This window comes from Chitinivibrio alkaliphilus ACht1, assembly GCF_000474745.1.
Lineage (GTDB): Bacteria > Fibrobacterota > Chitinivibrionia > Chitinivibrionales > Chitinivibrionaceae > Chitinivibrio > Chitinivibrio alkaliphilus.
The window spans coordinates 30,499-55,553 of record NZ_ASJR01000001.1 but is presented as its reverse complement, the minus strand read 5'-3'; the positions used below and the strand labels follow the sequence as shown (position 1 = coordinate 55,553).

General features: G+C 47.3%; 18 protein-coding genes, 2 tRNA genes, 1 other RNA gene and 1 riboswitch. Of the genes, 7 read left to right on the top strand and 14 right to left on the bottom strand.

All coding sequences use genetic code 11. The features are described from left to right. The first annotated feature begins 31 nt into the window (after positions 1-31). Positions 32-3,448, top strand: a complete 3,417-nt coding sequence (gene mfd, locus CALK_RS12490; RefSeq protein WP_022635620.1) for a transcription-repair coupling factor — start codon at positions 32-34, stop codon at positions 3,446-3,448. On the opposite strand, the gene queG is transcribed toward mfd, so the two are convergent. The 9 genes from queG to CALK_RS00175 all read right to left on the bottom strand — a co-directional run bounded on the left by queG (position 3,427) and on the right by CALK_RS00175 (position 12,293). Continuing rightward, on the bottom strand, positions 3,427-4,362 hold the full coding sequence (gene queG / locus CALK_RS00215; RefSeq protein WP_034635976.1) for a tRNA epoxyqueuosine(34) reductase QueG: 936 nt from the start codon (positions 4,360-4,362) through the stop codon (positions 3,427-3,429). The genes mfd and queG overlap by 22 nt on opposite strands. 6 nt (positions 4,363-4,368) lie before the next feature. Beyond that, positions 4,369-5,262: a DUF3078 domain-containing protein gene (locus CALK_RS00210; protein WP_022635618.1), complete on the bottom strand. Its 894-nt coding sequence runs from the start codon at positions 5,260-5,262 to the stop codon at positions 4,369-4,371. Further along, the gene (locus CALK_RS12485) at positions 5,259-6,035 is read right to left on the bottom strand and encodes a TMEM165/GDT1 family protein (protein WP_022635617.1); all 777 of its coding nucleotides are present in this window, start codon (positions 6,033-6,035) and stop codon (positions 5,259-5,261) included. Before CALK_RS12485 ends, CALK_RS00210 begins: the two co-directional genes overlap by 4 nt. Positions 6,036-6,060: 25 nt before the next feature. Next, positions 6,061-7,164 carry a 2-iminoacetate synthase ThiH gene (thiH, locus tag CALK_RS00200; protein ID WP_022635616.1) on the bottom strand — a complete coding sequence of 368 codons (1,104 nt, stop codon included), beginning with the start codon at positions 7,162-7,164 and terminating at the stop codon, positions 6,061-6,063. Between the two features lies 1 nt (position 7,165). Next, positions 7,166-7,933, bottom strand: coding sequence for a thiazole synthase (locus CALK_RS00195; protein ID WP_022635615.1), 768 nt, complete (start codon positions 7,931-7,933; stop codon positions 7,166-7,168). A gap of 2 nt (positions 7,934-7,935) precedes the next feature. Continuing rightward, positions 7,936-8,136 carry a sulfur carrier protein ThiS gene (gene thiS / locus CALK_RS00190; protein ID WP_022635614.1) on the bottom strand — a complete coding sequence of 67 codons (201 nt, stop codon included), beginning with the start codon at positions 8,134-8,136 and terminating at the stop codon, positions 7,936-7,938. A gap of 92 nt (positions 8,137-8,228) precedes the next feature. Continuing rightward, positions 8,229-9,293 carry a hypothetical protein gene (locus CALK_RS00185; protein WP_022635613.1) on the bottom strand — a complete coding sequence of 355 codons (1,065 nt, stop codon included), beginning with the start codon at positions 9,291-9,293 and terminating at the stop codon, positions 8,229-8,231. A gap of 18 nt (positions 9,294-9,311) precedes the next feature. Next, complete coding sequence (locus CALK_RS00180) at positions 9,312-11,330, bottom strand: TonB-dependent receptor plug domain-containing protein (RefSeq protein ID WP_022635612.1); 2,019 nt, start codon at positions 11,328-11,330, stop codon at positions 9,312-9,314. A gap of 35 nt (positions 11,331-11,365) precedes the next feature. Continuing rightward, a riboswitch (cobalamin riboswitch) is annotated at positions 11,366-11,529 on the bottom strand. A gap of 125 nt (positions 11,530-11,654) precedes the next feature. After that, positions 11,655-12,293 carry an RluA family pseudouridine synthase gene (locus tag CALK_RS00175; RefSeq protein WP_022635611.1) on the bottom strand — a complete coding sequence of 213 codons (639 nt, stop codon included), beginning with the start codon at positions 12,291-12,293 and terminating at the stop codon, positions 11,655-11,657. 121 nt (positions 12,294-12,414) lie between these two features. Here CALK_RS00175 and CALK_RS00170 point away from each other — a divergent pair. Beyond that, positions 12,415-12,501 (top strand) — tRNA-Leu (locus CALK_RS00170). 108 nt (positions 12,502-12,609) lie between these two features. Then, positions 12,610-12,810, top strand: a complete 201-nt coding sequence (locus CALK_RS00165; RefSeq protein WP_022635610.1) for a hypothetical protein — start codon at positions 12,610-12,612, stop codon at positions 12,808-12,810. Positions 12,811-12,849: 39 nt separating this feature from the next. Here the strand turns inward: CALK_RS00165 and recO are convergent, their stop codons facing one another. The 4 genes from recO to CALK_RS00145 are packed head-to-tail and all read right to left on the bottom strand — an operon-like array spanning position 12,850 to position 19,391. Then, the gene (gene recO, locus CALK_RS00160; protein WP_022635609.1) at positions 12,850-13,584 is read right to left on the bottom strand and encodes a DNA repair protein RecO; all 735 of its coding nucleotides are present in this window, start codon (positions 13,582-13,584) and stop codon (positions 12,850-12,852) included. Then, on the bottom strand, positions 13,578-14,381 hold the full coding sequence (locus CALK_RS00155; protein ID WP_022635608.1) for an amidohydrolase family protein: 804 nt from the start codon (positions 14,379-14,381) through the stop codon (positions 13,578-13,580). The genes recO and CALK_RS00155 overlap by 7 nt, the downstream gene beginning before the upstream one ends. Beyond that, positions 14,374-18,036 (bottom strand): methionine synthase, encoded by a 3,663-nt coding sequence (metH, locus tag CALK_RS00150; protein ID WP_022635607.1) that lies wholly within the window; start codon positions 18,034-18,036, stop codon positions 14,374-14,376. Before metH ends, CALK_RS00155 begins: the two co-directional genes overlap by 8 nt. A 17-nt stretch (positions 18,037-18,053) precedes the next feature. Further along, the gene (locus tag CALK_RS00145) at positions 18,054-19,391 is read right to left on the bottom strand and encodes an ATP-dependent 6-phosphofructokinase (RefSeq protein WP_034636041.1); all 1,338 of its coding nucleotides are present in this window, start codon (positions 19,389-19,391) and stop codon (positions 18,054-18,056) included. Positions 19,392-19,481: 90 nt separating this feature from the next. Between CALK_RS00145 and CALK_RS00140 the strand changes: the two genes are divergently transcribed. From CALK_RS00140 to CALK_RS00130, 3 genes are all read left to right on the top strand, one after another. Continuing rightward, complete coding sequence (locus CALK_RS00140; protein WP_275574358.1) at positions 19,482-20,132, top strand: MtnX-like HAD-IB family phosphatase; 651 nt, start codon at positions 19,482-19,484, stop codon at positions 20,130-20,132. Positions 20,133-20,180: 48 nt separating this feature from the next. Then, positions 20,181-20,264, top strand: a tRNA-Ser gene (locus CALK_RS00135). 186 nt (positions 20,265-20,450) lie between these two features. Next, positions 20,451-22,682, top strand: coding sequence for a glycoside hydrolase family 9 protein (locus CALK_RS00130; protein ID WP_022635604.1), 2,232 nt, complete (start codon positions 20,451-20,453; stop codon positions 22,680-22,682). 99 nt (positions 22,683-22,781) lie between these two features. Here CALK_RS00130 and ssrA read toward each other — a convergent pair. Continuing rightward, positions 22,782-23,135: a transfer-messenger RNA gene (ssrA, locus tag CALK_RS12480) on the bottom strand. A 151-nt stretch (positions 23,136-23,286) separates the two neighbouring features. On the opposite strand from ssrA, the gene CALK_RS11805 reads away from it, so the two are divergent. After that, positions 23,287-25,020, top strand: coding sequence for a glycoside hydrolase family 19 protein (locus tag CALK_RS11805; protein ID WP_022635603.1), 1,734 nt, complete (start codon positions 23,287-23,289; stop codon positions 25,018-25,020). Positions 25,021-25,055: the final 35 nt, after the last annotated feature.

Below are 25,055 nucleotides of genomic sequence, written 5' to 3'. Positions count from 1 at the left end.
TCCCCGTGGGGAGTTTTTTTTATGGGGTGTTATGACAACACGGAAAACAGAACTAACTTTTCCCGAACTCCTTCCACTCTTCGAGGAATATTCCCGCATTGCCTGTTCTGGCCTGACTCCCGGTGCAGATGCCTTTTTAACAGCATATCTACATCATAAAAAAGGGCCGCTTCTTTATATCGCTGCTACTGACAAGGAGGCCCAACGAATCTGTGATGAACTTGAAGATATGCTTCCCGATTCTCCTCTCTATTTTCCCACAGCCTATACAATACCCTATACCATGCGGCCTATTTTTGGACCAACTCAAGAACGACGGCTGTCCACGTTGCAGAACCTTCTTCGCCAGCCAAAAAAATGTGTGATAACATCGGCTTCTGCTCTCTTTGAGCCAGTACCCCCACCGAAAACGCTTTTTCATGAAACAATTTCATTGCACTGCGGAGACGAACTTGACTTGGAAGATATTGAACGGTGGCTCACGGAAATTGGCTTTCGCCGTGAAGTAACCGTCAATGAACCGGGACATTTTTCTCGGCGAGGCGGCCTTATGGATATCTACCCCATGGGAGAAGAACATCCACTCCGCCTTGAGTTTTGGGGAGACACACTCGATTCAATTCGTGAATTTGATATATTTACTCAAAAATCAGTCCGGGCACGCTCCAACCTAGAGATTCTTCCCATGGGAGAAGAGACAATTCATGATGAACAGCGTATTGATGCTCTGGAGAAGCTGGAACAGTACACGGAAAAAGCAGGTTTACCCGCGTCCCTCTATGAACGAATTGAACATGAGTGGACAAATCGGCCTCATAAAAACGGTATGCACTGGTTTCGCCACTGGTTTTCCCTGGGTGAAGGGTGTCTCCTTGACTATCTCCATAAAGACACCTGTATTATCAATGATGATTATTTATCCATTTCAGATAGATACAGTCGCATAAAAACCAACTATACAAACCACATGGGACGGGTTCCCGATCTCTTTCGACCCTGTATCTCTTCTCCAGAACATCTGCTTGTATCCCCCGACAAAATAGAAAAAAAAGTGGCCCCTCATCCCCATCTATTCCTAAAAGTATACAGCTGTGCAGAGACTCGTCACCACTACGACTTTGTCCCCCTTGCCGGTCTTGCCGGGCAACTGGAACTGCTTAAACAGGATATGCAGAGAAAACAAGAAGAAGGATACGATATTGTCCTATGTACCGAAACAACAGGGCATAAACAGCGCTTAACAGAACTTATCGGTTCTGAGTGGGAAGAGGCGATACAAGTCCGGTACCTTCAAAAGGGCTTTTCCTCTCAGAACAAAAAAATTGTCTACTACACAGATCTTGAACTTTTTAATCGTACAGTTCAGAAAAAACGACGGGGGCTCTCGAAGCATACAGCACCGCTTTTACGCTATGATAGCCTTTCTCCGGGAGATGTTGTGGTGCATATCGATCACGGTATCGCCCTGTTTCGAGGTATTACAACCATTGAAGCAGCAGGACATTCTACTGATTGCATGCTCCTTGAGTTTCAGAAAAAAGCTCGGATACATGTACCCATCCGGGATTTTCATAAAGTTCAAAAATATATTGGCAGTAAAGAGTCTGCTCCCCCGTCCCTTTCAGTGCTGGGGGGATCAGGGTGGAAACGGAAAAAAGAGCGAACTCGCAAAAATATTCAAGAGATGGCGGGAAAGCTCATTCGTATTTATGCAGAACGGGAGTATGCCGAAGGACTTGCCCTACCGCCGGACAGTTCGTGGCAACAAGAGTTTGAAGAGTCCTTTCTTTATACACCCACGCCGGATCAAGAAAAAACCATGATCCAAATAAAGAAAGATCTGCAAAGCAGTCGTCCCATGGATCGACTCGTCTGCGGCGATGTAGGCTTTGGAAAAACTGAGGTGGCCATGCGCGCCGCCTTTAAAGCAGTTATCGCGGGGTATCAAGTAGCAGTTCTTGCCCCTACAACCGTATTGGCAACACAACATGGGAAAACCTTCCGTGAACGTATGGCGGAATTTCCGGTGCGTATTGCCACCTTAAGCAGACTTACCTCACAGGGTACAACAGGAAAAACCCTTGCAGATATTTCAAATGGTTCGATAAATATTATCGTGGGAACCCATAAGATACTCTCTTCGTCCGTACGATATAAAAATCTCGGTTTGGTCATCATCGATGAAGAACAACGTTTTGGTGTACGGCAAAAAGAGCGCTTCACCGCCCTCAAAAGTAGTATTAATATGCTCTCCATGAGTGCAACCCCAATTCCGCGGACCGTGCACATGTCCATGGCTGGAATACGTGACCTCTCACTCATAACAACTCCTCCGCAAAACAGGCTTCCCGTGGAAACAACCGTGGCGGAATCAAATGACGAGCTCCTTGCATCTGCCATACAGGATGAGCTTGAGCGAGGTGGGCAGGTTTTTGTTGTACATAATAAAATTCAAGAGTTACATGAGCTACAGCGCCGTGTGCAATCTCTTGTTCCGGAAGCATCTATCGGCATTGGACATGGTCAAATGGATGGGGAAACCCTCGAGGAGATTATGACCCGTTTTACCCATGGTGAAATTGACATCCTCGTATCTACCACAATTATAGAGAATGGTATTGATATCCCCAATGCAAATACCGTTATTGTAGAAGATGCCAATACCATGGGGCTGTCTCAGCTATACCAAATCAGGGGACGAGTGGGACGCTCTGACACACAGGGGTACGCATACTTCTTTGTGCATGATTTTGCGGCAATAAAAGAGGAATCAGTACAGCGACTAAAAGCGCTTGAACAGTATACCGATCTTGGATCAGGGTTTCAGCTTGCCATGCGTGATTTAGAACTGCGCGGTGCGGGTAATCTTCTCGGAACCGACCAGTCAGGTACAATTGCCGCTGTCGGCTTTGAGCTTTACTGCGAACTTCTTAAAGAAGAGATTGAGCGTCTTCGAGACCGAGGTAATACGGAGGTGCTTCCTGCGGAAACAGAGATTCACCTGGGATTGCACGGACAGTTTCCCGCATCCTATATTCGTGAAGGAAGCCTGCGAATTCAGTTGTATCAGCGATGTACCTCCTGTAAAACCCTCGGAGAGCTTCGTGCCTTTGAACGAGAAATATCTGATCGATTTGGCGCCCTTCCCGAAGAGGTGATGCACTTGATTCTCACCATGGAAATAAAACTTCGCGCCATGAGGTTTTTTATCTCAAAAATAACCCTCGAAGAAGAAACCCTCACTCTTTGTGTCTCGTCAAAGGACGCCCAGGCGGTACAAAAAACAATCAGCCTCTTTTCACAATCATCATCGGCACAGTTTTCGATACGTGCTGTCGATACCGCCATGGAATTGGTGACAAAAATCCCCTCCGGTACGCCCCTTGAAAACGGCGAAACAGTACGAGCAATTCTTAAAAAATGTCTCTATGAGGCATCCTCATCCTGAGAAGAACACCGATCAATATTTCGCGTAAGCCCGGTATACCCTGTTCGCCTCAGAGGAGATGACGAAAAGAGTCGGTTAAAATCCTCCGGGGTCAGCCGCTTCCAAAGGTCTTGTTCGTACACATCCTGTCGCAAGGAATCTGGTATGAATTCCGGCACCGTCGTAGGAGTACAGCTACGATTCCACGGACAGACATCTTGGCATAGATCACATCCAAAAACACGGGAATACAGAGAACGATCAGGCGGTATCTCCCCCCGATGTTCTATGGTAAGGTACGACAGGCATCGACGTGAGTCGATACATCCAGGAGAAACAATGGCCTGTGTGGGACATGCAGTGCGACAACGGTTACAAGTGCCGCAAGAAGAACCGCTCCATGGAGCGTCGGGAGGCAGAGTACATGAAAGAAACAGTTCTCCAATAAAGCAAAATGAACCCAAGACGGGATGAATAAGGAGGGAATTTTTTCCAATCCACCCAAGGCCCGCTTCAACAGCCCATGGCCGCTCTAGAACCGGGGCGGAGTCTACAAAGGCACGTCCCTTTGCGGGCACCACCGTGTTTATCTGATCACGCAAGGAAAAAAGCATCTGCTTCATTACCCCGTGATAATCATCTCCGTAGGCATATTTTGATAGAACGTGCCCGGTGTCATCGTACTTCTTTTGGGGAAAATAGTTGAGAAGAAGTATAATTCCGGTCTCAGCCCCCGGTACAAGAAGACGCGGGTCAAGACGTTTTTCAAAATGGTTCTCCATCCACCCCATGGAACCATGATACCCGGAAGAAAGCCAATTTTGGAGAGAGGAATCGTGCTCTGAGAGACGGCGAAGAGCAACAAAGCCACAGGCGCTAAACCCCGTGACCAAGGCCATATCACGAATTGCTTCCCTCAGACGATATGGATCCACACAGACCTAATTCGAATGGCGAAACTGTATACCGAGAGACATATTTTGCCGAAGCCGCACATCAGTATCAATAAGCTTATTATAGAGTAACTCTAAACCAGCGCGAAAAATAATATAGTCTGTAAGATGGATCGTGGCCGAATTATCCCACTCCACCTGGGGCACCTTCCAGTCGTCATGGTCATACTCCTCAGAACTTGCCAAGGCGGTAAAAAGAGAGAGGGTACTTCGATATTCCAGAAAATCATCGTGCAGATTTGTTTCGTATTCTCCTACCAGCTCCAAACCGGCATCATTAATAAACTCATCATCGTAGGTCCCATCTTCCTGCAACTCCCAGCGTCGAATCGTCTGTTTAAACGCTCCACCCAAACGAGCTGAGAGAGAACTGTTCTCCTCCGCAATAAAATCACGGGATACCCCAAAGCTTTCTGTAATGGTAATAGGATTGAATCGAAGATCATACTTTGGGTTCACCAAGGAAGAATCATGGTCAACCCGTTTTGCCTCATGGGTAAACTGAGAATTTACCTTAGCTGAGATAAAGGGCTCAATCCACTCATTAAGAGAAAAGAGAAGCAGCGTTTCATACTCAATGCGATCGGTGGTTTTGGTAAAATCATCCCAATTCCCGTCTTCATCTTGAGACTTTGTCTGCCCATAGTCAATTCGCAAGGTGTTTCTCGTACGAAGCACAGGGGATATTTGTTTCTTCGCCCGACCCAAAAAATCTGCCATCCATGCCACAGTACCCCGTTGCGAGCCATCCCAATTATCGGAATAATACGATTGCGAAACCGTAAGATTCGCTGTGGCCGAAAGTTTCCACGCTTCCTGGGGCATATTTTCTGCCCACACAAGGCTCATACAAAAGACGAGAGAAATACCAATTTTTTTCATAGATGTTCCTTATTTTTATAATGAGAAATCATATCTTCAACAGCCACAATATGACGTTTTTCTTCTTCCGCAAGGCCTTTCATAACATGACGTACGGACTCAATCTTTACCTTGCGGGAAAGACTGCGATACACCATGTATATGTTATGCTCTTTCTGTAAAATATCTTGTAGTATCTCTGCAATGGAACCATCCTCCGTGCCCTTCTTCTGCTCTTCAAGAATACATTTCTCTTCGTGCGTCTCAAGATCTTTCACATGTTGTGTTCCCTCAAAGGAAAGGGTTGAGAGATTTGAAAGATGGGACGTTTCTTCTTCGATAAGTTGCGAAAGAAGCTCTTCGATTTCAGGCGAGTCAACGCGTGCTCGAACATCCTCATAGGATGCCAAAATTTCCGATTCGAGATTTTCAGCAAGATAGAGTACGGAGCGCTCAACAACTCCCCCACCCTGTAGAGCAGGAGCTGTATCCTGAAATGCCTCCTCCTCAGCAGGCTCTCCGCGAAGTGCCCCCAGTAGGATCACCGCCCCGAAGATAAGAAAAAGCACTCCTGCTGCAATCTGAAGCGCGCTGTCCGGAACAAAGCGTCGCAGAAGGGTCCCTGCTGCAATGGCAACTAAGGTAGAAAGAACCAAGGCAAGGGAGGCTCCTAAAAACACAGGGAGAATTGATCGGCGACTTGCCGTGGCTGCCATAATAGCAAACTGAGTCTTATCGCCCAGTTCGGCAAGAAATATGAGGCCAAAGGTACTAATGAAAATTTTCCAATCCATACAAGAAACCTTTCACGTAATACGGTTATTTATCCGTTGTAAAACAACGATTCCAGTCGTGTAAAACAGGCTGAAACCCTTCCTTTTGCAACCATACACAGACCGCATCCAAGGAACGATCGTCGGCTATTTCAAATTGTCCTTCCGTGGTCTCTTCTCCTGCTTCAACAGCCGTAGAAACCCCCGCGGACATTTTTGTAACGCCCAGAGGAACAAGTCCATTTCGGATATGACGCTCCTCCCGCGTTGACATGGTAATGCCCACATGGGGAAAGAGAATACGAAAGGCAAGTACTATTTGCACAAAGAAGGCATCATCAACAGGATACGGTACAGGAAATGAACTTCCCGCAATGGGACGCAACCGCGGAAAAGAAACCACCGGGGCGACACCGGGGTAGGTTTTGGTAATATAATCAAGATGGAGAGCCAAGGCCCCCAGCTCTGTTCGAGGCTCATCAAGACCGAGAAGAGACCCCACGGTAACACTTCGAACTCCCGCTCTGGCAGCACGATCGACCGTTTCTAAACGCCAGTCATACTCACGTTTTTCACCAAAGGGATGCATGGCAGCATATACGGATCTATTATACGTCTCTTGATACACCGTCACCCCCTCCAGCTGCACCTGCTCAACCAGGCGGGCATATTCATGTTCCTTCATGGGATATACCTCAAGGGATAGACTTGAAAAACGTGGCGCAAGAATACTAAGGCACTTCTCCAAGTATGCGAAGGTTGTTATGCGAGGAGCCTCTCCCGTTAAAACCAAAAGGTGTCGCATACCAGTGGCCGCAATCTCATCTCCTGCCCGTTCTATCTCTTCAGGGGAAAGCTGTCTCCGACGTATGTGATTATCCCGTTGGAAAGCACAGTAACGGCATCCATTGGTACAGTAGTTAGAAACATAGAGAGGAGTAAAGAGAGTTACGGCTTTTCCAAAATGCTGTTCCGTACGTTTTTTGGCTTCTTGAGCCATCTCTTCCAGATGCGTTGCCGCATCTCTTGAAAGCAGGGTTTGTAACGCATCCATGGAAAAAGAACGGGCTCCAAGAGCAGCATCAAAGGAGATTTTTTTCTCCGAAAAAGGGCGCTCATACCACGATGCAAGAAGGGATTGTAAAGACATATCAGTGCAAAAATCCCGTTAATGGAGACGATGCTGTGGCTTCATGATGTTCTTGTGCAAGCCCGGCAACATAGGCTCGTCTTCCCGCAGATACTGCATCGGCAAAGGCACGTGCCATCGCAACGGGGTCTGGGCTTGCTGCTATGGCTGTGTTGAGTAACACCGCAGCAGCACCCATTTCCATGGCGGCCGCTGCATGGGAGGGTCTCCCAATTCCTGCATCAACGATAATAGGAATATCCAGAAGCTCAATCATAATACGAATTAATTCTTCTGTACGAAGCCCGCCATTTGAGCCAATGGGCGCCCCAAGCGGCATCACCGCCGTTGCTCCTGCATCAACCATACGTCGTCCCATGGCCAAATCTGGACTCATATACGGAAATACCGCAAAGCCCTCTTCTACCAATAGCTCTGTTGCCCGGAGGGTTTCAAGATTATCCGGAAGAAGATATTTGGAATCACGGATTACCTCTATTTTAATCCAGTTTCCATACCCCATGGCTTGGGCAAGACGGGCAATACGAACAGCTTCTTCTGCGGTTCGTGCCCCGGAAGTATTGGGCATGAGCTGTTTATTCTGCGGGATATGAGAAATAAAAGAGGTCTCTTTCTTTTTTAGATCAACCCGACGAAGTGCCACCGTTACCACATCACATCCGGCCGCTGCAAGCACCTCCGGAATAATCGCCTCATCGTGATACTTTCCCGACCCAGTAAAAAGACGGGTTTCAATTTCTACACCTCCAAGAATCAAGGTATCCTTCATGATCACCCTCCTCCCACAAAGCTGAGTATCTCGATGGTATCCTTATCAACCACAACAACCTCATCAAAGCGATCACGACCCACAATAGTTCCATTCCGTTCAATAACAACAGATTCGGGGAGTAATTCTCGCGCTGTAAGTATTGAAAGAAGGGTTGTGCCCGGCTCTACCTCTACGGACGTTCCATTTATATGACACTGCATTATATCCTCCAGAGAAAAGAACGCACGCAAGCATCAGAGATGATACCGGCGTGCTTTATAAAATATATCAAGGCCACAGCCATGGCAGAAATTTAGAGAGGTTCACCGCTCTCAGCATGAAAGGGAACAATACGCCCCTTCTGGTACGAGAGAAAGTACCCAGTGCCTCCCGAAGAAATTGCCACATCATATATATTGAGATCACTCCCCATATTTCGCTGATAGTCTATGGAGAAATCTTCCGTAAGGCGGATAATATTATCTCGTCCCAGCTGCTCTAGTATATATGCCGTACCATCACACACGACAGCACGCGCATCTTGATAAATCTCAAGCATTTTGGTGTACGAGGAACCTTCTACAAATCCGTATAAACCACTTTCATAATCACTTTCAATAACAAGCAACTTGTCTTCGTAGGCTACCATACTCCGTACGGGTAGGGTTGTCTCAATGCTCTCACCATTCATTTCAGGAAAAGAGGTGTATCGCATAAGAGCATTTGCTGCACTTACGTAGAAGACGTCTTTCCCAGAAAGATATGCGAGGGCATCAATAGTTCCAGCCTCTTGATAAAGCAGTGTATCAAGAACGGTATTCTCAGCACTGCCATCAATCAGATAAAGTGAATAGGCGGGGTCTTGCCAATCGGTATTTTGCGTGGCAACCAAGAGAGAATCGCCCCCCACATGTACAGCTTCTACCGGGTCGAAATCATCACTATCAAAAACGGTATGGACGGTAGATTCTCTCAAACAAATACGCTCCACACCTCCGTCTCCATCCATCATAAAGCTTCCGGGGTTTACTACATATGCAGTGGTGCCGACCACTTCCATGGATGACACATTGCCATAGGTAAGATCGATCTCCTCAACAACCTCTCCTGAAAGCCGATCTATAATAAGAAAGAGAGAGGGGGCGACCACGTCCCATCCATCAAGCCGCTGCATACCAACATATAAGAACTCTTTCGCTGTGGCAAGAACACTTGCATGGGGTGTCTTATTATCTTCCTGGGCATAGGAAGTAAGATCAATCGTGCCGGTGTACACTTGCTCATCAGCACTGTCTGAAGAATCATCTGAAGAAAAAAGACAGCCCGTATAAAGAAGAAAAAGTAGGACCACTACTACTGTTTGCACATACGATCTCATAAAAACTCCTTGGTATAATTAAAACATTCGATGTACCTGTAGAACAAAACGCCGTCCCGGATAAAGCAGGGTGTAATATCCGCTTTCCTCGGTGGCACTATCTCGTTGTGATGTAATATCAAACACCGTGGCATCCACAGACCAAGAGTCCCCCTGCCACAAAAGGGAACAGTCGATATTCCAAAAGCCAGCCCCCTCCGATGGATAAACACGTATATTTGCTCGATCACGATAGATACGACTGCGATATTGTGCAACAGGCGATAAGGTAAGGTTTCCCGGCAATGCTATTTCACCTGTCTTTGCAAGGGAAAACCGGGGTTGATCTGGAAGGCGGCGGTTTCGGTATATACCTGCTCGATCACGACTCTCCTGAAGTGTCATAGCCGTGGTACCGGAGAATCTATTTCCCAGGGTATAATACACGCTCTGCTCAAGGCCATAAGATTCTGCCCGTCCCATATTTTGATACTGTCCCAACCCACTTCGTGGGCTGATGACAGGTGCGATGAGATTCTCCCTTTGACTGTAAAACAGAGTTGTCTTTGCACCACCGGTGAGCCCGGAAAAGATCGCCCCAACTTCGCCACTATAGCCTCGCTCATCCTTGAGAGAAAGGTTGGGAAAGATACCTGCAGCGTATCCATACAACTCCGTAAGAGTTGGTTGTTTCTGTGATGCCCCAAGACTCAAATAGAATGAACACGCATCCCGGGAAAACCATGCCGCTCCCGCTTGGATTGATGTGGTATGAAAAGGATCCCACCCTTCATCCACAACATGGCCAGTATAGGTATTTTTCCCTCCCGATGTACCGGTCACTCCCCCATCAAGAAACGTACCCAGACTAAAACGGGTTTGCCCGTGTTCCAACACAAGATCACCACCAAGACCAGCCGAGGCAAGTCCACTTTCCCACTGCCCCATGGAGACACCTTCAATATCTCCCGATGGAACCAACCAGGCGAAGGTGGAACGCCATGAAAGCTGCCCTGTCAAAGCGGGGGTTAGTATCCACTCTCTGTTTCCACCATAGGACATGTCGAGGGTTTCCGAAAGGACCTCTGCTTGCTCATGATCTGCCAAATTATCCATGGAATGGCCAAAGTAGTCTGCGCCGGTCCAAAAATACGAAGCTCGCTCAAAACGGATACGCCCTCGATGAACACTCTTACGGGGAGTACTCACAGAGCCGGAAAGAGAGAAAAGTTCCTCTTCAAAGAAGGCAAAACGATTAATTCGCCCTTCTTCTCCGGGAATTTCCCGATACCGTTTTTGAAAGAACCCTGCACTATTCCATCGCCCCTCCCGAAGAATTCCACCTCCATGGATCTTTGCAGAAACCGCTGCATAGGCGCTATTTTCAAGATTCTCCACACGATGATTTGTCGTATCGTAGGGAGTAGAACCACGATCAAGATAGGGAAAATCATTACGAGCCATTTCAAAGGAAAGTCGAGCAGAGAGATAGGAAGAATCATCTCCGCTGTAGAACCGTCCTGCGGCTCCCTTTTCTCCAAAGCTCCCCAAGCGAAACAAGATCTCCCCGTTCTGGGACGGTGTTGTATCGCGAATAAAGTTGATGCTGCCCCCCAAAGAATGGGATTGCAAATAGGAGGGGACAGCTCCTGTTTGAATGTCTGCACCGGCAAGGGGGAATCCCCCCAGCTGGGATAAATCGAAATACCCCGTACCGTGGTTATTAAGAGGAAGGCCATCAAGGTAGATCCCCACCTGCTTACCCGGCATACCCCGAAGAGAAAGGGTTTCGAAACTTCCCTTTCCGCCATAGAGCTTGCTTTCCACCCCCGGTTGCTTCGCAAGAACACGGGAAAGAGACTGTTCACGGCTTCCTTGAGAAAAGGATACGGACCTCCCCCCCGGATACTCACGAGAAGAAAAGGGGTGTCGGTATGCACGAACCTCGAGAGAATCAAGCTCTGAGGGTATGGCCTTCAGCTCTGAAGAAGCTGCATAGATCGTTTCTCCCCTCCACAATATGCAGAGAGAGAGCAGCAGATACACAATTTGTTTCATTATACCTTTCCAACTATCCCCAGTTCACCGCACGGGAAGCAAGATTATATTGGGCAGGTCTCCTGGCTTGGTGCATCATACTTCTGCCTTCCCCCGGAGGGTGGCTGTACTGAAGTTGACCTGTTTTTGCACCTGACAGTAGCGGTGACTGCTCAGGATTTTCACCTGATTCCCTGACACCCAAAGCGCAAATATATATCACTCAGAGAAAAAACACTCTTTTTTTGAAATTAAGACATGCCCCCCGTATAGGGAAACACCTTCAATACAGAGGAACACACAAGCCCCCATCGTTGACACAGCCGCATTCTGAGTAGACAAACCTTAAAATGGAACTGGTGATGAAAAGGAACGCCACACACCGCTATCCGGGTCTGTAAATGCAAGCTTTGTTGCATGGAGCAACAAGCTATGGGTGTTGACCCCCCGACCATACAAAAAATCTCCCACAATAGGGATGCCAAGGCCGTGCTCATGGGCAGCATGGAGACGAAGCTGGTGTGTTCGTCCTGTTTCAGGAATAAAACAGACCCGTGCACGCCCCGACTCAACGCCCCGAAGATACCATCTTGTTACGCCCCATTTACCATAAACCGGGTCATAGACCTGACGAGGACGATTCTCCGGATCAAGGCGGAAGGGCAGTTCAATACGTCCGGAACGGGTGGAAGGAACACCATCAAGTAACGCCTCATATTCTTTCTTTACATCCCTGTTTTGAAACTGAATAGAAAGATTTCTATGACTCTCTTTCGTTTTTGCCAAGAGAAGTAATCCCGATGTCGCCATGTCAAGGCGATGCACGGCAGGCTGTACTATGGAATCGGGATAACAGTGTCGAAACCGATAGGCAACACTATCTTTTTTTTCCGGTCCGCGTCCCGGCACTGAAAGCATTCCCGAAGGTTTTTCAACAAGAGCCCAGGAAGGAGCATCATACACAATTGAGAGGAAACACCCCATGAAACCACCTTTCGATACAGAGAGGATCATAAAATAGCTTCTGTTTGGCCACCATGGATATTTTCAATATAATTGTGTCCACGGGGAGACACTATATATATTATCGTCGTTCATACCATAAGCGGTTGTGGCGGAATTGGTAGACGCGTATGATTCAGGTTCATATGGCCATATGGCCGTGAAGGTTCAAGTCCTTTCAACCGCACCACTATGAAGGTTTTCACAACCTTTATTTTCTTTCTTTTCTTAAAATAAAACTATTGAAGATCCCTCGCACTACCGATATAGAGAAGAGTTCTTAGACGGGAGAAAAATCATGAAGATACTATCCCATGGATATTCATTAAATGGCGGTTTACTTCGTGGAATAAGCATGCGATGCTCCCATGGGGGTCGAATTACCCATGAGCGTCGCGTTATTGTTGGCGGAATACGAGACACAATCACCTATTCCGATACGGCACAAACTATTCGTATGGAACAACAGCAACAGTCCTTCACACTTCATAGCAAGTAGATAGACCACTGAGAGAATGTTCGCAAACCGCCCTTGTGCCTATGCGCGGGCAAGAACATCAAAGAGAAACGTTGCGGCCCGATTACGCCCTCCATATTGACTATGCGTTGCGAGAAACCCCATGAGTTCTTCCGTAACATATCGTTTCTGAGCCGCTGTCATAGACACAACCACCTCCTCTGGACCAGGGCGCCCTTGACGCAAAAGCCCCATGAGCTCATGGGGAAAAAGGCCTTGTGCTCCCCTGTTACACCGACGACAGATAAATCCTCCCTGTACAGGAGTAAGCCGTGCCTCTTCCAAGGGTGAATTGCAGAGGGCGCACCGCCAAAGGCTATAGGCAAACCCCAGGGATTGAGAAAGACGGAGTATAAACAGCCATAGTCCATAGAGTGAGAATGAGTCTGGCGTCTCTTCCAGATACGAAAGATATCGTTCCACGAGGAGATACACCTCTTTGTGAGGTTCCTCTTCATGGAAATAAGAGAGTATCATTTCAAAGGCCGTATCGCGAAGAGCCGTTTTGAGCAGTGAGTGATGGAACTGATAGATTCCCTTTTCTTCGCAGGAGTAGGATAGAAAAAGACCAGAAGAATTTCGTCGGCGAATCTCTAGGGAAATACGAGCACCACTTTCAGGAATATATTTTTTCCTAACTCCCCCCTTGATCAGCACCGATATCAGCCCAAACTCCTTTGTAAAGAGCTTCACAATGAGGCTGGTTTCACCGTAGGGAATTGTGGCTAAGACATACCCACCAGTCTGTTCTACCATAACAACTTCTGGGCAGAACGAAAGAAGATATCTTCCTGTTCACACCGAGAAAAAGAACAGGATTCAACAAAGCCACGAGCGCGCGATTGGGAAAACCACGGAGAATCCGAACCAAAGAGAATCCGCTCTGTTCCATGGGTACGACAGATACGCTCAAACTGTGTCTGAGACATATATCCTGCCACGGCAGCGGTATCCAGATAAAGATCCTCTCCCACCAAATACTCTTCGACCCGATCCCACTGAAGAAAACCGCCCATATGAGCCGCGATAAGGGTTAGCCCCGGTGTTCGTGTAAGACGGGCTTTAATACGCTCGGGAGTTGCGTGCTCACCGGAGAAAGGACCAGGATCATGCCCGGCATGGGTAAGCACAATGAGAGAACTCTTTGCCAAATATGAAAAAAACTCATCGAGAGACGGTGCATCAATGTAGAAATTTTGAAACTCGGGATGAATCTTTACTCCTCGTATGCCCCGCTTCTCTAATTGAGAAATTTCACGCCTATAGTCAGGGCTTTCCGGGTGAATTGCACCAAAGGGAGTTATCTCTTCGGTCGCCTCTGGCAAAGAAGCATTAATAGAAGAAACCTGAGATATTTTTGTTGCCACAGGCAGGGTAACCACATGATCTATTCCCCCTCTGTGCATGCTTTCAAGAAGCGCATCCCGTGTTCCTCTCAAAGCTGGTGGGGGCATTCCTTCAGACATGTCATGCACGTGCTGTACCGCTTTTTCTGCGAGAAAATCGGGGAAGACATGCCCGTGAACATCGATGCATGACACGTTCTTAGACATTTTTTGCCAGCTCCGATCGCAAATACGACACTGAGAGACCACTGCGTTGAGAAAAATCATTTAGCTGCTCCTCTGAGATTGTTCCCACCGAGAAATACCGCGCATCAGGGTGGGCAAAAAAATAACCGCACACTGATGCAGAAGGAAGCATCATGTAACTCTCTGTGAGGTGCACCCCAATAGTATCAGCACGGGTAAGGGAGAGGATCTGTTCTTTCTGACTATGTTCCGGACACGCCGGATAGCCCGGTGCCGGGCGAATGGATTGATAGTCAACACGTAATAGCTCTTCCAAAGAGAGGGACTCATGGGGAGAAAACCCCCACAGCTCTTTTCGTACCTGTTCATGCAGATACTCCGCATAGGCTTCGGCAAGCCGATCTGCAAGAATAGAAAGCAAAATAGCATGAAAGTCATTATTATCATGTCGATATAAGGCTTCAGCCTTATCCTGTCCTAGGCCGGCAGTCACCGTAAAAAAACCAAGGTAATCAGCAACTCCACTGTCGGCAGGAGCAATAAAGTCTGCCAAGGCAAGATGCGGTCGATCTTTTTTCTCCATTTGCTGCCGAAGCGTTGGCACAATATCAAGAACCTCACGACGATCCTCTCCAGTATACAGATAGATGTCATCACCCTTTGAAGCAGCAGGATAAAAGGCAAGGCTTCCATTAATTTTCAACAGATTTTCCCCTTCAATAACCCGTAAAAAAGCCTGAGCCTCGCGAAGCAATTTTTTGGCTTCACCGCTTTTTAAAGGATCACTCATAATACTCTCCAGGGAGCCCTTAAAATCCCAGGCATTCAGGAAAAACCGCCAGTCGATATAAGGTGCAACCTCTGTTACGGGTATATTAATAAACTGTGTATCCTTCAGAAATTGTGGCCGTGTCGGCGTATACGTGGAAAAATCAGGAACAAAGGCATTCTTCCGTGCCTGTTCCAGGGATACAGATTGTGCCGGGCCGGCCTTTTTTCGATTTTCCCGGAGGGTGGCATATTTTTCCTTAAATACTTTTTTTTGGGCCGCAGCTTCTCCCCCCAGAAATTTAGACAATGCACCAGGAGTTTGAGATGCATCACGCATACGTGCCACAGGTCCTGAGTAGGCCGGATCAATTTTTACAGCAGTATGAATATCGGAGGTGGTTGCTCCTCCAAGAAAGAGGGGAATTGTCATCTCCCGAGATTCCATCTCCTGCGCAAGATGTACCATTTCATCCAAAGAAGGGGTGATAAGACCGCTAACTCCAATGGCATCCACCTTTTCAGCCGTAGCACGAGCAAGAATATCTTCATTGGGAACCATAACGCCCATATCAATCACGTCATAATTATTACACTGCAAGACGATGATTACAATATTTTTCCCAATATCGTGCACATCTCCTTTCACCGTCGCCATGAGAATTTTACCCGCACTGCTGCTACTTCCCGCCACCTTTTCTTCCTCCAAATAGGGCTGAAGAAAGGCCACGGCCTTTTTCATGACACGGGCGCTCTTTACAACCTGCGGAAGAAACATCTGCCCAGCACCAAATAGTTCTCCCACATGATCCATACCAGCCATGAGCGGACCTTCAATAATTTCCACAGAGCTTGCATATTGCTTTCGCGCTTCCGAGAGGTCATCTGTAAGATAGGTAGTAATTCCCTTTACCAAGGCATGTTTCAGTCGTTCTGCAATCCCCTCTTCACGCCACGCATCAACTGCGGTAGTTCCGGTACTACCTGTATCGTCACTCAGATTTTGAGCATAGGTCAGAAGATCCTCCGTCGCTGTATCCGTACGGTCAAAAAGGAGATTCTCCACCAACTCTTTCAAAGTAGGATCTATGTCGGAATAGACCTGTAACATGGCAGGATTCACGATTCCCATATCCATTCCCGCCTGGATAGCATGGTACAGAAAAGATGAATGCATCGCTTCACGTACCGGATTCATCCCTCTGAAACTAAAGGAGATATTACTTACCCCACCACTCACATGAGTTTCCGGCATACGACGACGGATCTCCCGTGTTGCCTCAATGAAATCGATGGCGTACCGTCGATGCTCCTCCATACCCGTTCCTACCGCAAAGATATTGGGGTCAAAGATAATATCCTCAGTAGGAAAGCCACTATTTTTTAGAAGATCATACGCACGGGAACAAATTTCAATCTTACGCTCTTTGGTTTCGGCCTGCCCCGTTTCATCAAAGGCCATAACAACCACGGCAGCTCCATATCGCATGCAACTGCGTGCCCGCTGGAGAAACTCCTCTTCCCCTTCTTTGAGAGATATGGAATTAACAATCCCTTTTCCCTGCAATGATTTCAAGCCAGTTTCCACAACCTCCCACTTAGATGAATCTATCATAAAGGGTACACGGGCAACTGCAGGGTCTGATAAAAAGTAGTTGAGTACGTGCCGCATCTCTTTCTGTGCATCGAGCATGGCATCATCAAGATTAATATCGATGATCTGCGCACCATTTTCAACCTGATCATGGGCTACGGCAAGAGCTTCTTCATACTTCTCCTCGCGAATGAGACGGGCAAAGCGACGTGAACCGGCAACATTTGTCCGCTCCCCCACATTGACAAAAAGAGAGGAGGAATCAACCACCATCCGTTCCAAACCGCTGAGTGCCATGGCTTTTGTCTGCGTCTTCGGCAGAGAGCGAGGGGCATGAGGTTTTACCGCTTCCGCAATGGCACGGATATGCTCCGGCGTTGTCCCACAACACCCACCAACAATATTGAGAAGTCCTCTTCGAGCAATTTTTTCAAGAATGCCAGCCATATGTTCCGGCGAATGATTATAGTTTCCCAGCTCATCGGGAAGCCCTGCATTCGGGTGGGTAGAGATATAGCATGATGCCACACTGGAAAGACTTTCCAGATGGGGAATGAGATCATCAGCACCAAGGGCGCAATTTAAGCCAACACTGGTCATCGACCTATGGGAAAGAGACGTATAAAACGCCTCGGGGGTCTGTCCTGTCAACATACGACCGCTCGCATCGGTGATAGTTCCCGAAACCATATAGGGATACTCCTGCCCACTCTCTTTCTCTAATTCTCCAAGGGCGTATACCGCCGCCTTTGCATTAAGGGTGTCAAAGACAGTCTCAATAAGAAAGAGATCAACCCCTCCTGCAGCAAGCTCTTTGGCCGCCATGAGATAGGTTTCCACCAAGGCATCAAAGGTAATATTTCGTGCTGCCGGATCTTCCACATCGGGTGACATGGAAGCAGTTCGTCCCGTGGGCCCGAGAACCCCCGCCACAAAACAGGTTTTCCCGGTCTCTTCCATATAGCGATCCACCTCTTCACGGGCAAGGGATGCAGCGGCATAATTCAAGCGCCCTACCCAGTCGGTGAGTTGATAATCTGCTTGGGACACATGGTTTGAATTAAAACTATTTGTTTCAATAATCTCCGCTCCTGCTTCCAAAAACTGCCTGCTAATCGAGCGGACAATATCAGGACGGCTGAGACAGAGCAGATCGTTATTCCCTTTTAAGAGAACCGGATGATCCTGCAATTCAGGAAGACGAAAGTCTTCTTCTGTGAGGTCGTAGGTTTGAATCATGGTGCCCATGGCACCATCAAGTATCAAAATTTCTTTTTTCAGTGCTTCAATAAATTGTTGAGATCCCGTTGTCATGCACATTCCTTTTGTTGTTATACCATCCTCGGTGGCTGTCCGGTACTTTCAAGAACACCGCGCCAGAGGGAAGAGTCCGGATTAATAGAGTTTCGTTTTGCCACGGCCATTTCAATGGGAATATTCACATAGTAGTTGTGCACCAGTCCCGTAAGCATGGAAGTTTTTCCGCTCATGGCGGCGTGAACAGCATTACTGGCAAGGCGTGAGCAATAAAGTGAATCGTTTGGATTAGCCGCTTGGCTACGAATAATATAGGAAGGATCAATATATTTCATGGTCATGGGGCGATTAAGGCTGCGAAAGTGATCGATAATCTGATCACGCAGATAAATTCCAACATCGCCAATTTTTTTATTCCCCGACGCGTCAACCTCACGATACCGTTCTTCAAAATGACGCAAAAGATCTTGTCCCGCACCTTCGGCAACAACAATAACCGCACGGCCCAGCTCTGCAAGACATGCGTCAATAGTAGCAAAAAGCCCCCGTTTTCCCTCAAGAGAAAAGGGTACTTCCGGCACAAGGACAATATCCGCCTCACTTGACGCCAGTGCTGTATGAGCTGCAATAAAACCGGACTCACGCCCCATCAGTTTTACAAGGCCAATACCATTTACAACACTTTTTGCTTCCACTGAAGCAGAATACACCGATTCTACCGCCTTATCAACGGCCGTTTCAAAACCAAAGGACTTCCGCACAAAACTCAGATCATTATCAATTGTTTTGGGGATACCCACCACAGCAATTTTCAACCCACGACGCTGGCATTCTTCACTGATACGAAGAGCGCCCTTCTGCGTACCATCACCGCCAATGGTAAAAAACATATTGATATTCATTTTTTCCAGGGTATCAACAATATCTTCCGTACGTTCTCCAAACCCGCGAGAGGTACCCAAAATAGTACCCCCTTCCCGATGTATACCGGAAACAGCTGAGCGATTCAATTCCATAAAAGGAATAGAGAAATCAGGGAGCATACCCATAAAGCCGTGTTGAAACCCGATAATATTCTGTACTCCATAGCGGCTCAGGGAATGCACTAGCCCTTTAATAACATTATTCAACCCCGGACATAATCCACCGCAAGTCACAATGCCGGCTTTCACCTTACTTGGGTCAAAATAGATCTTATTACGTGGTCCTGCTGCTTCAAGCAAAAGGGGTTTAAAGCTCTCCGTTTCATGAGAATAGAGCCTGCCATTCAAGACAACCCGTGTACCACTCTTCGTAAAATTAGCAACCTTATCATCGTTGCGCTCTGAATATGATAAGGGAGTATCAATGGAACACTCCCCCAGTTTTTGAATTCGAAAATCGCTGTTTTCCAGGCCCTGTATTGCAGCCATATCTCCCCCAATTAAGATATCACACCGTAACAAAATATATTTTATGCCGCCGTGCAACAGGGCGGCAAAGCGTAGAGATAGAAAGAAGGGATACTCCATGAAACAGATTTTTTCTTTTCCGATTTCGACGGTACCATGAGCTCGAAAGAGTTTTATGAATATTTTATTGACGGCGCTCATAAACCGCATTATGAGCTTCTCTTAGAACAAGTTCAGCAAAATCAACTTACCAGCTTCGGGTTTATGCAAAAACTTTTTAGTGCAATCAATATATCCGCACACACCTATGACCGTTATATCGCACAGTTTCCTTTGTATCACGCCGTGCAGGATGTGGTATCCCTTGTGGAAAAAAAGGGTGGTACATTTTCAGTTATCAGTGCAGGAAGCTGTTCATACATTCGCCCAATTCTTGAAAGGCACAATCTTGGACACCTCCCCATCTTTGCAAACCCCGGAAGGTTTCACAAAGGAAATCTTTACCTTGATCCTCCGACAAAAAGGGAGTATCGTTGCTCGTATTATGGAATTTCTAAAGAGGCTGTTTTGCGGGACCAAATTCCCACAGATGCTCTTTGTATCTATGCGGGGGACGGCTCATCAGACTTTCGCGCCGCATCTTGCGCAGATATTCGTTTTGCCCGAAGCAGTTTGGCACGCCGCCTTTCTGCCGCAGGGTTATCCTACTATCCCTTTGAATCCTACGACCATATCTACACGGTTTTACAGAAAGAAATTTAAAAAAGTTGCCCTCTTCTTTTTTCGTCATATATATTACAGGCACAGTTCGGAGGGCTAGGATAATTGGTAATCCAGCGGTCTTGAAAACCGCCGCCGTCAGGCTTGAGAGTTCGAGTCTCTCGCCCTCCGCCACTACTTATAAAGTGCGGAGTTTCGCACTTTTTTTTATTTTGTCACTCATTCTTCACATACTGTTAAATATCTTCCTGTTTTTTTGCATTTTTCAGACAATGCTCTACAAAAGCCTCTTCTCCACGTCATACCCTTGTATTGGATACTATATTTCTGCCATACATTATTATTGAAGGAGTTTTGACCATGTCTCTGTTGTATCCACAAAGAAGCCTTTTCTTTGTCCTGTTTCTTCTTTGTACCCACGTATCTGGCATACATATCCGTTACAATCAAGCTGGATATCGTCCTGACAGATCTATCTCCCTTGTCGTACTATCTGATACGGATATGATCGACACCCCATGGCATATTATCCAGGGAAATGACACCCTTCGTTCAGGAACAACCCCACAATCCTTGGTGGGAACAGGAAAACACACCAGTCATCCCTTCAATCATACAATTGAAATCTCGCCCCTTGCGGAGACAGGAGAATATCTTTTTATCATGGAAGATGCCTCCGTACAACTACGCATCACGGAGCACCCATACAGCGTTTTTATTACAGATGCTCTGCGCCATCTTCGCACAGCACGCAGCGGCTGGCCACAAGATCGACCAGGAGCACGTCAAGGTACTCATCTTGGAGACTCTGTTGCTCGTAAGCACATTGTAGATGGCCCCGCCTCAAAGGGAGTGTGGAAACCAGCCTCACCCACCCATACCTTTGACATGCGCGGAGGGTGGTATGATGCAGGCGATTATATTAAATTTACCCTCACCAACGCAACTACCGCCTACTACCTTCTGAAAGCATGGGAAACAAACCCCAAAGCCTTTACGAACGTTCTGTCTGAATCTTCACTTCCTGACATTCTTGCAGAGGCCCGATTTGGTCTGGAATACCTCATGAAAACCTATCCCGAAGAAGATATATTTGTAGTGCAAGTGGGTGATGCGGAAGATCATCGCCAAGGGGTGCGTCTTCCTGAGCATGACGCCTTAGATGGGAATCGTCCAGCCTTTACAGCCCTAAGCCCTGTACACATGGGAATTACCGCTGCAACCCTTGCCAAGGGCGCTCGCATTTTTAGAGATGTGGGAAAAGAGGAAGAGGCCCAACGCTATCTACAACAAGCAAAGGCTATTTTTCACCGTGCCCGTGCTGAGGATGCCTTGGACGAAACGGTCTTCGAGCGGGATGTCACCAATGATTACTATCGGGATAATAGCCTCGAAGACAATATGGCCCTTGCTGCAGTAGAGCTCTATCGTGCCACGAAGGACACCACATACCGCACGATAGCTCTTTCCTACGAGATTGGACCAGGAGAATGGTTGAGCTGGGGAGTTTACAACTTTTCCGTAAACGCAGCCTTGGCCCCGTATGACACCCGTTCAGCCAAAGCAGCCCAAGCTGATATGGACCACTTTACAAGCAATATGGATCCCCTTTGGGGAATTCCTGCAGACTACACATGGTCATCCCTGCTCTGCTGGAATGCCGTGGGAGCTGCCGCAAAAGTATGGCATCGTGAATCACCCTCCCCCGAACTCATCCGCCTTCATGAACATATGGTAGATCTTCTCTTTGGCCGGAATAACTGGGGAATATCCTTTCTTGCCACCACCCGTCTTTCCTCAACCTTCCAAAACGTATATAACCAGATATATGAACTAACCGGTGACTTTCCCCATGGCGCTGTTGCCCTCGGACCGGTTAATAGAGAAACCCACTCTGCCATGGAAGAGTATTTTGGCACCCCACCCGCAAGCCACCTCGACTCATTTCAAACGGATGAAGTAGTATTTCATGACTGGGAACGCAATTTCGTCACCAGCGAAACCGTGACCATGAGTCAAGCCTATGCAATTTGGCTTTTGGCGGCTGCAGCAAGCACCAGTGAACCTGCTCCGGCTGATTCCTCTCTCAAAGAGCCACAACAGCAGGTGTCAGGAAAAGAGCAACGATGGAAGGCCCCACTCAACACCTCACAATGGTATCCCTATGCTGATGATTACAGTGTCGCCACATGGATTAACCAAGCTGCGGGTACATTTCGCCTTGCTCCCAAGAAGGGAGATGAGTATCCCTATGCCGGTATGAGCATTACCCTTCCTCCACAGTACCGCCACCAAGACGAATTTGCAGGGTTCTATATCTATGGCAGCTTCAGTGATGGCCCATCCCTGCGAATCAACGCCGTTACCCCCACTGTTACAGACCATGACTACCACGGCACCTTTGTGACTCCCAAAAATGATGAGGCTCTGCGTATTACGTTTGAGCGGCTCTCTCAGCAGGGCTTTGGGCAATCAAAACCGTTCAATGGCACAGAGATAGAATCCATTGCCATTCAAACAGGAAACACCCGCTACAGTAGTGATATCCAAATAGACTCTCTCGTCTTTTTTGGGCACCAGGAGGAAAAGTAAGGCCATCAAAATAGAAAAGCTTATACGGACCAATCGGTCTGTATCAGCTTTTTAATGGGGTAGCACAAGAGGTACTACTTTGGTATTGATTCTATGCCATGGTGGAGGTGAGGGGAATCGAACCCCTGTCCGACAAGTATTCAGATTGAACCGCTACATGCTTAGTCTTTCTATTGTATCTCGTTGCAGTGTCAGCCGAAAGACAGGCATACACAGCAACCAGCATCTTAATTTAAACAGCGAGCCAATGCCCTCTCACTGTCGATCGTTCTGTTTTATACTCCCCAAAGCCACGAACGACAATGGCTCAAAGGAGTCGCAGCGTTGTTACGCTGCTACTGCGTAGTTGTAATCTTCAGCAGTTATTGTTTAATGGATGATTAACGAGGCCAACCATTATCCTCGACATGCTGTTCAAAGATCCTACAAGCCGTCGAAAACCTGTACACCCCCATATGGAGTTTATCCTTTAATATATAACGAAAAAGAAGAATCTTCAACGGAAAAGAGATATTTGCAGAAAATAATAGTGTTCCCGGAATATTCCTGCAAAAGAAACCCTATCGTAGTATATTACACGTAAAACGGTTGGAAAGGATTTTCTATGAAATTTCTGGTGCTCCTCCTCCTTCATTTTCTTTTTTGTAGTGTCTCTGCAGTGCAGGATACACTCTTTCAAGAGGTTCACTTTGATGTGAACACTGCAGCAACCATAACCCTTGCGGCAGAAGCTCTTATTGAAGGACATTGTGATCAAGTGATTGAAGTCGACACAGACGGTACAGAAGCAGTGACAGCTTCACTGCCTATTCGCATCTCTGACAAAGTTTCCCTGGTAACAGAATCTGAAAGGAGTGCAGATGCCCCCTATCTGGAAAACAGTGCAAGAGAAGCACGGTTGATTGCCGGAAACAGCTTTGCTCGGGGATCAGCAGCTCTCTATTCACTTCAGGGAAGACGTATGGCCGAAACTGCTCTTGACAGAAACGGCGTGACAGAGCTTCCCCTTTCTTCCCTCAGTCACGGAATATACTTTCTTCGTCTCACCGGGCAAAATGAGCAGAAAACCATTCGATTGATACATCAAAGCGGCGGCCCCGTCTTTGCCGATGGACGCTCCTCACAAAGACCACCAAATGCTCCCACACGATCAGCTCGCATCTGTAATGCAGAACATGCCGTGTATAGTATTTCCGTAGCCCCCCAGGATACAGACTATGTGCCCCTTGAGGGAATACTTCTCACCCTTGATGAAGATGGCATTGTAGGCACCGACGGGGATCTCGTCATCAGTGACGATACAATTTCTATTTCCCTTGAAAATACTGGCGTGGTAGAACGATTCCAAGAGCTTCTCGACGAAGAAACCTATGAGGAACTCTTCCCCAACCGTTATGGCTTCGGTCGTGGCAACTCTCCCTGGGATGGAGATGACGCTGCAAAAATTGAAAGCGATGGAGATTTTGACTTTTACACCTATGAATCCCTGCTCAATGCAGTCCGGGAACTTGCGGATATCCGCATTGAAGTATGGTTACGCGAAGGGGTAAACTATGCACAAAAAATTAAGTGGTTTAACGAAGCCACCGGTGAATCCCGTGAAATGATAACCCACCCTGATTACAACGCTGAGTGGAATATTTCAAAAGAGGAAATACTCTCCAGCTCATTCAGTTATGCAGACTTTTGCAACGTCGGTGATTTTGAAACACGCCAAAGAGAACTCGCTGCCTTTCTCGCCAATATATCTCACGAGACCACCGGACAAGGCTCCGACTTCTACCCCAAAACATGGGGACTCTACTGGATAGAGGAAGCACGGTGGCAAAAGGGAAGCACCGATCTTGATTACCGAGATGAAGGCCATGCCGTGTACCCCCCATCTGCGGGAAAATCATACCATGGCCGTGGGCCAATACAGATCAGTTGGAACTATAATTATGGCCAGGTCTCGGAGTTTCTCTACGGAGATAAACAGATACTCTTAGATAATCCCCACTGGGTGATTGAGAATGATCATACGGGAGACGGGCAGCCCGATGCAACCTTGGCATTCAAGACAGCCATCTGGTTTTGGATGTATCCACAAGCACCCAAACCGTCTTGTCACGCCGTTATGACAGGACTGTGGGAGCCAACTGAAGAGGATATTGCGGCCAGACGCCATGAATCAAAATTCGGTATGACCGCAAATATTATAAACGGTGGCCTTGAGTGTGGAAACGGCGATGGTGATTATCGTGTTACCAATCGTGCCGGGTACTACAAACGGTATGCGGAAATTATGGACATACTGATTGAAGACTATTTAGATTGTGGAAACATGGGGTATTATTAAGCCATACCACAAATAAACGTAGATTGTGGCTCGTA